Source organism: Hyphomonas sp. J20-32 (genome assembly GCF_055808555.1).
The window spans coordinates 1,151,610-1,165,232 of sequence record NZ_CM147873.1 but is presented as its reverse complement, the minus strand read 5'-3'; the positions used below and the strand labels follow the sequence as shown (position 1 = coordinate 1,165,232).

At 60.2% G+C, this 13,623-nt stretch carries 9 protein-coding genes and 1 tRNA gene; 3 read left to right on the top strand and 7 right to left on the bottom strand.

The annotated features are described in order from the left end of the window. Nucleotides 1-89 precede the first annotated feature (89 nt). From AC0L7I_RS05895 to AC0L7I_RS05870, 6 genes are all read right to left on the bottom strand, one after another. Complete coding sequence (locus tag AC0L7I_RS05895; RefSeq protein WP_473398617.1) at nt 90-1,109, bottom strand: protein-glutamate methylesterase/protein-glutamine glutaminase; 1,020 nt, start codon at nt 1,107-1,109, stop codon at nt 90-92. A 78-nt stretch (nt 1,110-1,187) separates the two neighbouring features. Further along, nucleotides 1,188-3,506 (bottom strand): methyl-accepting chemotaxis protein, encoded by a 2,319-nt coding sequence (locus AC0L7I_RS05890; RefSeq protein WP_473398616.1) that lies wholly within the window; start codon nt 3,504-3,506, stop codon nt 1,188-1,190. Nucleotides 3,507-4,115: 609 nt separating this feature from the next. Continuing rightward, nucleotides 4,116-4,192: transfer RNA gene (locus AC0L7I_RS05885), tRNA-Arg, on the bottom strand. A gap of 82 nt (nt 4,193-4,274) precedes the next feature. Then, nucleotides 4,275-5,240, bottom strand: coding sequence for a S1 family peptidase (locus tag AC0L7I_RS05880; RefSeq protein ID WP_473398615.1), 966 nt, complete (start codon nt 5,238-5,240; stop codon nt 4,275-4,277). Between the two features lie 75 nt (nt 5,241-5,315). Then, nucleotides 5,316-6,260, bottom strand: coding sequence for a S1 family serine peptidase (locus AC0L7I_RS05875; protein ID WP_473398614.1), 945 nt, complete (start codon nt 6,258-6,260; stop codon nt 5,316-5,318). Next, nucleotides 6,257-7,258 (bottom strand): P1 family peptidase, encoded by a 1,002-nt coding sequence (locus AC0L7I_RS05870; RefSeq protein ID WP_473398613.1) that lies wholly within the window; start codon nt 7,256-7,258, stop codon nt 6,257-6,259. Before AC0L7I_RS05870 ends, AC0L7I_RS05875 begins: the two co-directional genes overlap by 4 nt. Before the next feature lie 75 nt (nt 7,259-7,333). On the opposite strand from AC0L7I_RS05870, the gene ggt reads away from it, so the two are divergent. Both ggt and AC0L7I_RS05860 read left to right on the top strand, forming a co-directional pair. Next, nucleotides 7,334-9,163, top strand: coding sequence for a gamma-glutamyltransferase (gene ggt, locus AC0L7I_RS05865; RefSeq protein ID WP_473398612.1), 1,830 nt, complete (start codon nt 7,334-7,336; stop codon nt 9,161-9,163). An 83-nt stretch (nt 9,164-9,246) separates the two neighbouring features. Then, nucleotides 9,247-9,834, top strand: a complete 588-nt coding sequence (locus tag AC0L7I_RS05860; protein ID WP_473398611.1) for a thymidine kinase — start codon at nt 9,247-9,249, stop codon at nt 9,832-9,834. An 11-nt stretch (nt 9,835-9,845) separates the two neighbouring features. On the opposite strand, the gene AC0L7I_RS05855 is transcribed toward AC0L7I_RS05860, so the two are convergent. Next, on the bottom strand, nt 9,846-10,607 hold the full coding sequence (locus AC0L7I_RS05855) for a methyltransferase family protein (protein WP_473398610.1): 762 nt from the start codon (nt 10,605-10,607) through the stop codon (nt 9,846-9,848). A gap of 374 nt (nt 10,608-10,981) precedes the next feature. On the opposite strand from AC0L7I_RS05855, the gene AC0L7I_RS05850 reads away from it, so the two are divergent. Beyond that, nucleotides 10,982-13,591, top strand: a complete 2,610-nt coding sequence (locus AC0L7I_RS05850) for a TonB-dependent receptor (RefSeq protein ID WP_473398609.1) — start codon at nt 10,982-10,984, stop codon at nt 13,589-13,591. The last annotated feature ends 32 nt before the right edge of the window (nt 13,592-13,623 follow it).

Here is a 13,623-nt window from a genome sequence, read left to right as displayed (position 1 = left end):
GTCCGGGTCTCCAGACGTGGCGTATTCGCCCTGAATGATGTTTCTGTGCCCCGGCCGGCTGAGGGAAGAGGGTTTTGATCGTGAAAGAGTCATCGGCGGTCCTCACACCGGTCGAGAATCGCACCTGCGATCATTCCCAACGGCAATTGTTGCTGGATGCCCCCCAATTCGTATGCGACCTTTGGCATGCCGTAGACGACCGACGTCCTCTCATCCTGCCCGATCATGGCACCGCCACTATCGCGAATGGCCTTGGCGCCAACGGCCCCGTCACGTCCCATCCCGGTCAGGATTACCCCGACCACCTTCTCTCCGAGGACTGCTGCCGAATGGAACAGTTCATCGACAGACGGACAATGGCCGTTGACCAGGCCTCCTTCTGTCAGGGAACATGTCTTCCGGTGGCGTCCTGAAAGCGTCAGGTGGCGCGAACCGCCTGGCGCAAGATAAATCTGGCCGGTTTCCAGTGGCGCACCATCGGTGGCCTCGCAGACCCTCGGCGCGCAATTCTGGTCCAGCCGTGCGGCGAAGCTTCGGGTAAAACCACCCGGCATGTGCTGTGTAATGAGCGTGGGCGGGCAATTTTCCGGAAACGACCCGATCAGCCGCATCAGTGCATCAACACCCCCTGTCGAGGATCCTATCACCACCACATTGCCATTTGGCTTGAACGCGTTTGGCCGCGCTGGAGCCTGGACCTTAGGGGGTAGCGCGTCAGTGCGCGCTTGCGCGGCTGCCTTGATCTTCTCGGGCAGCTCCAGGAATGCTGCGCCTGCGGTATTGCTGGTTGGCTTTCCGATGCAATCGACGGCTCCCAGAGCGAGCGCTTCGATTGCCTTTTCCGCCCCTGTGTTTGTCAGCGATGAAACCATGATTACCGGCATGGGACGCAGCCGCATCAGCTTCTCGAGAAATTCCATCCCGCTCATCCGGGGCATCTCGACGTCAAGTGTAATCACGTCCGGCGACAACGCTTTGATGGCTTCACGTGCCTCAAAGGGGTCTGCCGCTTCGCCTACGACCAGGATATCTTTGTCAGTCCGCAAGACCTGCTTGATGATCGCGCGGATGGTTGGGGAATCATCAACGATCAGGACTCGGATTGGCATACCTTGGAAGCCTCGGCAAATTCAGAAAAAATAGGGGCCCGAGCGGACCGGAAGCCCCGGTTCCGCTCGGGCATAAGGCTAGAAGTTTTCCCAATCGTTATCGTTTTCTTCCAATTCGAGCTTCAGCGCACTGGAACCCTGCGTTGCGGCAAAGGCAGCTACTTTCTTTTGCTGCTGGGCAACCGGATTTGCTTTCGGCGCGTGGCCTTTGGCAGCCGCCGGCTTGGACGGCGATCCGCCGGTCAGCTTGAACTTGGCCATCAGGCGGACCAGCTCTTCGGCATCCTGGGTCAGCGTTGCGCTAGCAGCCGTTGATTCTTCAACCATTGCCGCGTTTTGCTGCGTGACCTGATCCAGCTGGTTCACAGCGGAGTTGATTTCCGTGAGACCCATGGCCTGTTCCTGGGCCGCAGACGAAATCTCTGCCACCGCTGCGCTGACTTTCGCCACCGATTCGATGATTTCGCGGAGTGCCTGACCTGTCTGACCAACGTTTTCAACGCCGTTCGCAACGTTCTTCGAGCTCTGCGAAATGTGCGTCTTGATTTCCTTGGCAGCCTCGGACGAGCGCTGGGCAAGGGCCCGGACCTCAGATGCAACCACGGCAAATCCGCGCCCTGCATCCCCTGCCCGTGCCGCCTCGACACCAGCGTTCAGTGCCAGAAGATTGGTCTGGAATGCGATATCGTCGATCACACCAATGATCTGCGAGATCTGGTCAGAGGACTGCTCGATGCTGCTCATTGCCTTGACAGCTTCGCTGACGATATTCCCGCTGTCCTCGGCACTCTTGCGAGTGGCGGAAACAAGAACATTGGCTTTCTTGGCACCATCGGCCGTCGAATTGACGCTCGATGTCATCTGCTCGAGTGCCGCAGCCGTTTCTTCAAGCGTAGCCGCCTGGTTTTCAGTCCGGCGCGACAGGTCGTCTGCCGCCTGGCTGATTTCACGGGCGCTATCGCCAATCTGGCCTGCGTTCACGATGACCGAACCAAAGGAATCTTCGAGATTCGCCATGGTGTCGTTAAAGTCGCTGCGAAGCTGCTCATAGTCGGCCGAGAAGGGCGTGTTGAGCCGGTAGGTCAGGTCGCCTGCTGACAGTTTGCCAAGGGCCTTGCCAAGATCGTCAACGATCCGTGCCTGCTCTTGCTTCATCTGGTGCGCATGCTGCAGCTGGCTTCTGAACTGGTCGAGGATGCGGGCCATGTCGCCGATTTCGTCACCGCGGCTAAGTGCCGGAACAACGGTGTCGAACTTGTCTTCGGCGATCTCGGTCATGGCGCCGCCAATACCGGTCAACGGGCGGGTGATCGACCGCGAGAAGAGGAAGCCGACAAAGGCGATCACGATGGCAGCGATGCCAATCTGGATCATCATCTTGTTGCGCATCTCGATCGCAGGTTCCATCAGTTCAGCGATGTCCTGCTCTGCCAGAAGGGCCATTTTCACGCCGCCGATCGAGACAGGCTCGTACGCTGCCAGCGCTGGCTGGTTTTTGATGCTCGCGACCTTGGTCACGCCGTAATTGCCTTTCAGCGCCTCCTCGACAGCGTGATTGTCGACCTTTGTCGCGAGAATGTCGTTTTCCTTGGTGTGCAGCGAATCATTGCGCATGAGGTGGTCGGCACCAATGAGCATTGCTTCACCGGTTTCACCGAGACCAGGCGTGTGCTGCATCAGGTGGTTCAGGCTGCCAGCATCCATCTTGAAAGCCAGGACTCCGATAAAGTTGCCGGAATGATCCTTGATCGCGACCGCCTTGAAGCTCGCTGCATCGCCATTGCTTGGCCCATAGGCTGCCAGGTCGAAGAAGGTCGTTTTGCCGGAGCTCGCATTGGCGCGCGCACCTTCGAATGCCTGGCCCAGGTCTGAACTGGCCCACTGCCCCGAAACGAAATTGGTCGCGAAATCGGATTCCTTGGCAACCGAGTAGACGAGGTTACCGGCCCGATCGAACAGGAAGACATCGTAATAGCCCTGCTCGTCCACCATTGAGCGGAAGTAAGGATGGTACTTCTTGTGAACGTCGCTGTATTCCGAATTGTCGCCGGCATAGTCGAGTCGCGCCTTGGCGCCGGCAGGATTTGGGTTTTTCTGAACATACCAGTTCTGCAGGTAGGATGATGGATCGCCTGCAATGCCCGACCAAGCGGCAGAAAACTCGGCGACCGCCTCATGCACTGCCGGGTTTTCGCTCTGCGAAACCAGGTCCTTCTCGGCGCTCTCGTACCAGATGGCGATCGACTCTTCATGCGCCTTCAAACTCGCCATCAGCCGGGTTTCGGCCTGATGTTCGATTGCCGAACTCGCATCCCTGTATGAAAGCTCAGCCGTGACAACCGCAGTTATCAAGCTGAGCGCGACAATCGCCAGCGGCAATTTCCAGGATAGTTTCATTCTGCTTACGAACTTCATCGATTGCACTCCGCGTATCGAGACCAAATCATCGTTTCATATTCGCAAGCAGTCATTCGACGACATGCGAGGCGTCCTGCAGGGCCTCAGCATTTCAGCTGTGAACCTAACATTTCGTCCACCTATGAAGAATGTGGTGAATATTGATTTAACAAAACTGCAGCTGGAAAATCGCTGGTTTCGCAGAAGAAATTTCGCGCATCCACATGATTTTATTGTATATTTTTTGTATTTATTATGACGGACTGGTTTTTTGCCAAGCTTGCTTGACTGCAAATAAGGGTCCTACGGACCGCGTCTGATTGAAATTTATACTTCCAAAAATTGCAGGACTGTCATCGAGCCGACTCACAAGAATCAATGAAAACAGCCTGCATTTCTGCACTTGTTGCCCACACAGAATTCACCCTGTTGGGGAATACAACTAAAATGCATCTCTATGCTTGAGCGGCCAAGTAAGTACGCGCGACATCATTTGACGAATTATCGCCGTATCCACCCCTGAACTCCGGGATAACGAACCGGGTCAGGCAATATGTGATCCCGCCTGAAACCTGGAACCCGGCGTTTCGGTCTGAAACCCTGTCCTTATGGCGCACCCGAAGAGATTCGAACTCCTGACCCCCAGATTCGTAGTCTGGTGCTCTATCCAGCTGAGCTACGGGTGCCTGCCTAAAGAAGGCGGACACATACAGGCAGGTTTCCGCCCTTGCAAGCCTGTCTGACACGGGTTTCTGGGTAAAACTGCACTCAGGGCACCGAGGCTGCGGCCTCAGCATCGACCGTGCTGCGAACCCAGTCGGTGAAGGCAGCGACTCTTGTATAGATTCCGGGGCTTTCCGCCCGGCCGCAGCCAAGGCCCCAGCTGACGATTCCGACCTGGACCGGCTTGCCCGTACTGCCATGGCGGACTAGCGGGCCGCCGCTGTCACCCTGGCAGGAATCGCTGAAGCCATCGCCTGCGCAAATCTGTGTTCCGGGACGGATGGTGACGTGGCCATGGGTGTCTTCAAGGCCATATTCACTGATCAGATGGGCGATTTGGGACATGCAGGCTGCGCCGCTCACGCCAGGCACCCTGCCCTCCTGCAAGCGCATCCTGGGAGCGCTGAGGTGACGGCCGGAGCGGCTGACTGCCCGCTCACCGGTGCCGTCTTCTTCGGTGTTGCCATAGCCGGCAACATAGAACACGTCGTCATCCTCGCCTTCATCCGCCACGGCCTGGAGCGTGGCGACGGGGCCGGTCCATGTCCCCGCGATGCGCAGGAGCGCGATGTCATTGCCGGTCTCGGGGTGGCCTGGTCGATAGTCGGGATGGATGACGATCCGACTGACAGGGAAGACTGATCCGGCTGCCATGCGGCGCAGGTCGCTATTGCCGATAACGAGAATGATCGGCCCGAACCGGACCAGGTTCCCTTCCGCGTCGGGGACATATTGCACCGCGCGACCGACGGCCTCGACCCGGGCCGTCTCGACACAGTGCGCGGCCGTCAGGGCCCATGTCTCGCTGATCATCGTGGCGCCGCACTCATGATAGAGTCCGCTGCCCTGTATTGACTGCAGGGAGGCGATGCCTGGCCAGTCCTCGGCATTGGCATCAACGCCGCCGATTACCTGCCTGGCGGCGGCGGGCGTCGCCACCATCCATAGGGCAAGGACGGCCAGCATGGCCGACTTGAAAATCACCGATGGGCGCAGTCCGACCTGTTGCATGATCATTCGTCCCTTGAACCATGATCATAACCCGGGTTGGGCTTCGGGCCAATTCAGGCCGCGCCAAGGGAGTGGTCAGGGGGCAGCAGGGGCCGTGTTGCGGCGGATGCCCGTGGTAGTGGATATCCAGTCGGCATAGGCCGAGACACGCATATAGACCCCGGGACTGTCTGCCCGGCCACAACCGAGGCCCCAGCTCACTACGCCAACCTGAACCGGCACCGCGTCGGTTCCGCGCTGCACCAGCGGGCCGCCGCTGTCGCCCTGGCAGGAGTTTGAATAGCCGGTACCAGCGCAGAGCTGCAATTCGGGTGACACGGTAACGCCGGAATAGTCCACGCCGTAGCCATAATCCTTGATCAGGCCCTCAATTTGGGTCTTGCAGGTCTCAGCGGCGACGGGGGGCACGAAGCCCTCCTGCAGGACCATCATGGGGGCGCTGAGGTGGCGGCCGGTCCGGCTGAAGGCTTCCTGTCCAGCCGCCTCCTCGCCGATCTTGCCATAGCCAGCGACGACGAGTTCGGACCAGGGCTCGGCCATCGCGCCGGCATCGCCCGTCAGGCCATCGATCCGGGACACGGGGCCGGTCCAGAGACCGTCAATATTGAGGAGGGCGAGGTCATGGCCACGTTCGGGCCTGCCGCGTTTGTAGTCGGGATGAACGACGATGCCCTTGACCAAGAATACGGTGCCCTTCTTCACGCGTCGCAGGTCCCCTGCCCCGATGGTGACGGTGATGGGCCCGAAGCGAACAAGCTGGCCGTCTTCATCAGGCACGTACTGGATGGCGCGCCGGCCGTTTTCGATACGAGCCGTCTCGACACAATGCGCGGCGGTCAGGGCCCAGCTTTCGGAAATCATGGTGGCGCCGCACTCATGGTAGATGTCGCGGCCCTGGACCGACTGCATCGAAGCCATGCCCGGCCAGTCGGCAGGATCGGCATCTCTGCCCGCCACGACACAGGCCGTGGCCAGCGCCAGCGTGCCGAGCGCGAGGCCCCATCTGGCGAATGGTTTCATGACATCCCTCCCTTTGTCTTGCCGGCAGTATACACGCCCCGGGCGATGGCGCGCGCCAATGTGCTGGCGGCAAGTTCACCGATGCGAGCGACCGTTGCCGGGGCCGGATCGGCGAGGGGGCGCTTGCCCGTGGCCAGCACGAACACCGCATCGCCGTCAAATGGCGCGAAGACAGGCCGGATGGCGCGCGAGAAACCCGACAGGGCCATCTGGGCCACGCGTTTGGCCTGGTCTGGCGTCAGGGTGGCATCGGTGGCGATACAGGCGATGGTCGTGTTCTGCCCGAGACCGGGATTCATCTTTGCCGCGCCCCAGTCTTCCGGGTCCATGGCGAAATCGGCTGGCGGACGGGCGCCGCCAAACTCGCCATCAATCTCGTACGGCCAGGCCCAGAAGGCATCTGTGTCGGGCATGTAGACCGATCCATAGCAATTGACCGCTGCGAGCGCACCGATCGTGACCTTGTCCTTCATGACGATGCTCGCCGAGCCCGTTCCACCGAGATGCGCCCCGGCAGCGGCGCCGAAGCCTGCCCCTGCCCGACCCAGCTTGAACGTGCCCGACGCCGTGTCATAGGCCTTGCGGCCCAGCGCGGCATAGGGCGAGACGTCTCCCCAGTCCTTGTTGCCGCCATTGGCAAGGTCATAGAGGATAGCCGAGGGCACGATGGGCGATTTCGGCACGCTGGGCAGGTCGATCAGGCCGAATCCGCGCCCTGCCTTTTTCAGGCCCGCCGCCACGCCGTCCGCGGCGGCAAGGCCGAATGCGCTGCCTCCGGACAGGACGATCGCATCCACTGCATCGACCAGGGTGCCACCGGCGAGCAAGTCTGTTTCGCGCGTTCCGGGACCACCACCGGCGACACAGACAGCCGCAACGACCGGATTGTCGGCGAGAATCACCGTGGTGCCCGTGCGCACGGAAATATCTTCTGCCTGCCCAATTTTGATGCCGGGGACGTCCGTTATCAGGTTCTTTGCACCCGGCTTTGCCATCATGTCTGCCTTTGTCTTTTCATTCCTGCACCCATCTCATAAGGTCAGCCGCACACTGCGCCAAGCAAAGGGTTTTTCATGTTTCGCCGTTCCTACATTTCCTCGCGTTCCGCGACGCTGCCCTTCGTGGCGCTTGCGGGCCTCGCGCTCGCGGCCTGCGCGCCCGCAAAAGACACTGTGTCATCGACGGCGGAGGCTGCCCGCGAGGCGGCTGAGACAGCCGAAACATTGAGCCCGCCGCTGGGCGACCTGAGCTGGACCAAGGGGGCCATGGTCGCTGCTGCCAACCCGCTGGCGGTCGAGGCCGGGCTGGAAGTGATGCGCAACGGTGGCAACGCCATCGATGCGGCCATTGCCGTTCATGCCGTGCTGGGCCTTGTCGAACCGGAAAGTTCCGGCCTCGGTGGCGGCGCGTTCATGGTCTATTACGACCGCGCCAGGGACGAGATCACTGTCTTCGACGGTCGCGAAATGGCCCCGGCCTCCACGACGCCCGAACATTTCATCAAGGACGGCGAGGTGATGGGATTCATCGAGGCCTGGCAATCGGGCCGGTCGGTGGGCGTGCCGGGCCAGGTTGCGCTCTACAAGGCTGCCCATGACGCAGCCGGAACCGGCGACTGGGCCGCGAATTTCGCGCCTGCCATCAAGCTTGCTGAAGAGGGCTTCGAGGTCGGGAAGAAGCTGCACGAGGCACTGGCGTCAGAGCGCTTGCGCTCATTCATCAACCTTGACGACAACCCGGTCACCGCCGCCTATTTCTATCCGGATGGTGCGCCCTTGGCCGTCGGCTTTGTGCGCGACAATCCCGACTATGCCGCCACACTGAAAGCCATCGCAGCTGAAGGCCCCAGCGCCTTCTACAAAGGCGACATTGCGGCCGGCATCGTTGAGGCCACGAATGCGGGCCCCGAAGGGGGCAACATGACGCTGGAAGACCTGTCCAATTACACGGTCAAGACACGACCGGCCGTCTGCGGCATGCTGCCAACCGGCTACAGGATCTGCTCCGCGCCGCCGCCGAGCTCCGGCGGGATCGCCCAGAACGAGATCATGGGCCTTTATGACCAGATGAAGCCCGGCCCGAACATGCGCGTCAGCGAGGACTATTTCCTCAGGATTTTCGTCGACGCCCAGCGCCTGGCCTATGCCGACCGCGACTATTATGTCGCCGATGCCGACAAGGTGACCGTGCCAACAGCAGACCTGATCAATCCGGACTATATCAAGGTGCGCGCAAAAGAAGCCTTCGCACCGGATGCACACGCGACGCCGGGTGATCCGGGCATCGCCCTCGGCCGCGACCCGATGATCGGCATGTGGGGCCAGGACAAGACAGAGCACCAGCCGGGAACGACGCATATCTCGATCATTGACACCGACGGCAACGCCGTGTCGATGACGGCGACGGTGGAAGCCGCCTTTGGCTCGTCGCGCATGACGCACGGATTCCTGCTGAACAACCAGCTGACCGACTTCTCGCGTGCCCCGACCGCAGGCGGCCAGCCGGTGGCGAACGCCCCGGCCTCTGGCAAGCGCCCGCGCAGTTCGATGTCGCCGACGCTGGTGTTCGATGAGGGCGGCGACCTGTTCATGGTGACCGGTTCGCCGGGCGGCAATTCGATCATTGCCTATGTCGCCAAGACGCTTGTCGGCGTCCTGGAATGGGGACTGACGGCACAGGAATCGGTCGACCTGCCCAACATCATTGCCCGCGGCGATACGGTCGGCGTCGAGGTCGACCGGGCTGATGGCCTCCAGAAGGCGGAAACGCTCCGCCAGATGGGGTACAATGTCGAAGAGCGGACCGGCGAGAATTCCGGGCTGCACGTCATCGTGGTGCGCGACAACGGCCTTGAAGGCGCTGCCGATCCCCGCCGGGAAGGCATCGCGAAAGCGCTGGAATAGTCCGGGACCAACTGCCTTGCCCGCGCCCATCACTGGACGTCGTTCAGGATGAGCGCTTCGGACGAAACCTGATGCGGTGAACCATGGCCAAGCTCTATTTTTCCTATGCTGCGATGAATGCAGGCAAGTCGACGATCCTGCTGCAGGCGGCGCACAATTACCGCGAGCGCGGCATGGACGTGCTGATGCTGACGTCGGCGCTGTATCGCGATGACAGTGACGGGCATATTTCCTCGCGCATCGGGATCAGTTCCGAGGCGACGCTTTATTCCGACACGGTCGACCTGTTCGCCCTGGTGCAGGATGTCATGGCCAAGGGGCGACTCGACGCGATCTTTGTCGACGAGGCACAATTCCTGACCAAGAAGCAGGTGTGGCAACTGGCCCGTGTGACTGACTACCTGCACGTGCCTGTGCTGGCCTATGGATTGCGGACCGATTTCCAGGGCGAGCTGTTCGAAGGGTCTGCGGCGCTGCTGGCGATTGCCGACAATTTGCGCGAGATACGCACGATCTGCGAATGCGGCAGCAAGGCGACCATGGTCGTCCGCCTCGGACCGGACGGCAAGGCACTGACGGAGGGCGATCAGGTCAGCATCGAGAAAGCGACCTACCTGTCCCTCTGCCGGCGCCACTGGGAAGAACGCATGGGGCGCTTCCCAGTGGGCTGAAGCGGACCACCCTAGGCGCTGGCGGCCTTGCCTGGGACAGGCATGCCGGGGATGAGGCCGGGCGTCGTGCGGCGGTAGGCTTCGTAATCTTCGCCCAGGTCAGCGACCAAGGTCTTTTCCTCGAAGTGAATGCCAATCGCGATGTAGACCGTGAAGGCAATTGTCAGGACCAGCCGGCTGACAGTCAGGTGAGGGATCGCCCAAAGCGACACGATCATGCCGGTCATCATCGGATGGCGTACGAGCTTGTAGAGAAGCGGCGTACGGAACGTATTCTCCTTTGACTCGGTATGGTCGATCTGTTGCCAGGCCTGTTGCAGGCCGAACAGGTGGAAATGATTGATCAGGAATGTTGCGAACAGGGTGAGCGCCCAGCCGAAGAAGTAGATTGCCAGCAGGCCGTTCCCGGCGAGCGTGCCGGAGATATCCCAGATCGTGGTCGGCAACGGCACCCAGAATGCGACAAGGCCGACGGTCATTATCGCGACGAAGATCAGGTAGGTGCTCCGTTCAATCCGCGCCGGCATGTATTGGGTCCACCAGGCCTTGAAGCCGGGACTTGCCATGAACGTGTGCTGGGCGCCCCAGATCGCGATGAGGGCAACATTCCACGCAATGGCCGGAAGGCCTGTCAGGCCGGGCGCGAATGGCGAACCTGTATTGACTGTGACCGGCACGTAGAGGTCGGCGATGAAAAGAATGAGCAAGACGAGTGCTGCGACACCTATGGCGTAGCAGGCGAGGCTGTAAAAGACGGCAATGAACCGAACCATTGGTATTCTCCCTTTTTGTATGCTTCCGGACAACCCGGCGATTTTTCGGACATCGCATTCGAGTGATGATTTCGGTAGTTCGGGAAATGAAGCATTGCGCTTCATGTTCTGAAGTATCGCACTTCACTTACGCGCGTCGAAAGCTTGCCCTGCCTCGCCGAGGCAGCCGGACGCCCGAGGAATCACATCCGGTTTTCTGTAGTCGGACCAGCACTTTTCTTACAGGAATCCTGAATTTGTTGCGCCGCAACCACACTTTCGTCCGATCGATTTTCCCGAAGCATAATTGTCGTATTTCAGAAGAAGAAGTGTCGCGCGCTTGTCATGGTCGCGGCCTATGCGGTGCCCATTCTTTTCAGGGGGCTACCATGAATATGCGATACAAAACTCTACTTCTATCGACCGCGCTGGCATCGATCAGCCTGTGCCTCTCGGCACCTGCTTCTGCCCAATCGACAGATGAAGACGCCGACGCCCGGCTCGACACAGTGCTCGTTGTTGGCCAGCGTGCAATGATGGAAAGCGCCATTGCACGCCAGCGCGCCTCTGACACTGTCGAAAGCGTTGTTACGCGCGACGCCATCGGCCAGTTCCCGGACCAGAACGTTGCCGAATCCACGCGCCGCCTCACGGGCGTCAACATCCTCGACGACCAGGGCGAAGGCCGGTTCATCTCCGTACGCGGACTTGATCCAAGCCTGAATGCCGCATCGGTCAACGGTGTGCGCCTGCCATCGCCAGAAGCTGACACGCGCGCCGTTGCGCTGGACGTTGTGGCCTCTGAGCTTGTTGAATCCATCCAGGTCAAGAAAACGCTGACACCCGATATGGACGCCGACACGATCGGCGCCTCCATCGAAATCAACACGACCAAGGCATTTGACCGCGACGACCTGTTTGTCAGCGCCAAAGCCGAAGGGTCCTACAATGACCTGTCGGGCGAAACGTCGCCGAAAGCCTCGATCGACTTCTCGATCCCGATGTCCGACAGGTTCGGAATTGCGGGCGGCCTGTCCTTCTACAATCGCAAAACTTCGACCGACAACATGGAAATGGACGGGTGGGACGAAGACGGCGGCGTCGTGTATGCGGACACGGTCGAGTATCGTGACTATGACGTGGAGCGCGAACGTATCGGCGCATCCCTGTCCTTCGACTGGAAAGTCGGCGATGCAACCGAGCTCTATGCCCGCGGCATCTTCAGCAAGTTCGACGACACAGAGAAACGTGGCCGCCTGACATTCGAGATGGATGAGGCGCCATCAAGCGCATCGGGCGATACCGTGACGTTTGACGATGCCGACGGCGAAATTGTCGTCCAGCGCGACCTGAAAGACCGGTACGAGAGCCAGATCATCCAGTCCTACCAGGTCGGAGGCGAAACTGACCTCGACACCTGGAAGTTCGACTACAAGATCGCGTATTCCGAAGCCGAAGAACACGAATACAAAACCCAGGACCCGACCCGTTTCGAACAGAAATTCGATGGCGACGGACTGGTCGCCATGTTCGACTACTCGAACCTCGAAACGACCAAATTTGCGATCATGTCGGGTGAAGGCCTGTTCCTGGACGCGTCGGGATATGAATTCGACAAGCTGGAAATTGTGGACGGCCTGACGACCGACAAGGAATGGTCCGGCAAGTTCGATGCGACACGCCGCTTCAACCTGGCGTCGGGTGAGTTCGACCTGAAAATGGGCATCAAGGCGCGATTGCGCGAGAAGGACTTCAACCTGATCGACGAGGTCTACAAGGACTTCAACGGCGCCGATGGCTACACGCTTGCCGATGTCGCAGGTGGACAGACCTATGGCCTGGCCGATCTCGGCCCGCTGCCGGACCTTGGCAAGGTGCGCGCGTTCAATCGCGCCCATGCGAGCGACTTCGAGCTCGACGCCTTCGACACCGAGTTCGAGGCTGCGGCAGCCTATTTCGATGTTCAGGAAGACATCTTTGCGGCCTATGTGCAGGGCCGCTACGAATCCGGACCGCTGACAGTGATTGGCGGCGTGCGCGTCGAGCAGACGCAGGACGACCTCAAGGGAAACACGCTGGAAACGGTCGAGGAAGACGCCACTTATAATGGCGTGGTCGTGACCGAAGACACAAACTTCATCACGCCGATTTCGATCTCGAACGACTACACGGACTGGCTGCCAAGCGTGAACGTCAAATATGAGCTTGCCCCCGATATCATCGTACGCGGCGGCGTGTTCGCCAGTATCGTACGCCCCGGCATCGGCGCCCTGGCCCCCCGGTTCCTGGTCGAACAGAATGACGACAACGAGCGCGAAGGCGAATTCGGCAATCCGGACCTCGATCCCTATCACGCCTGGAATGGCGACATCAGCGCGGAATACTATTTCGCGCCGGGCGGCGTGCTCCAGGTCGGCGCCTTCTACAAGGACGTCCAGGACTTCATCGTTGAACAGAACTTTGATGAGCCGGGCACCTATCGCGGCATCGCCTATGACGAGGCCAAGATCCGGATCAATGGCGATACGGCGAAGGTGAAGGGTGTGGAATTCAACTACCAGCAGGCGCTGGACTTCCTGCCCGGCCTGCTTGACGGAACGCTGGTTGGCTTCAACTACACCTATACCGATGCCGAAGGCGACGTGCCGGACGGCAATGGCGGCCTGCGCTCCATCCCGCTGCCAGCGGCCTCGAAACATACGTACAACGCCATGCTGGGCTATGAAAAAGGCGGCTTCTCCGGACGGATTACCGCGTCCTATCGTGATGAATACCTGGATGAACTCGGCGACGATGCGGAATCGGACCGTTATGTGAAGGATCACCTCCAGATCGACGCATCGGCGAAGTATCGCTTCAATGACCGCGTGCAGGGCTTCATCGAGTGGGTCAATCTCAACGACGAGCCCTATCTCGCCTTCCAGAAGGGTCCGGAGGGCAACCGCCTGCTGCAATTCGAAACCTATTCCTGGACAGCGAAGGCCGGCGTGCGCCTGACCTATTAAGGCCTCGCCCCTGACTGCCCTTGCGCTCCGGT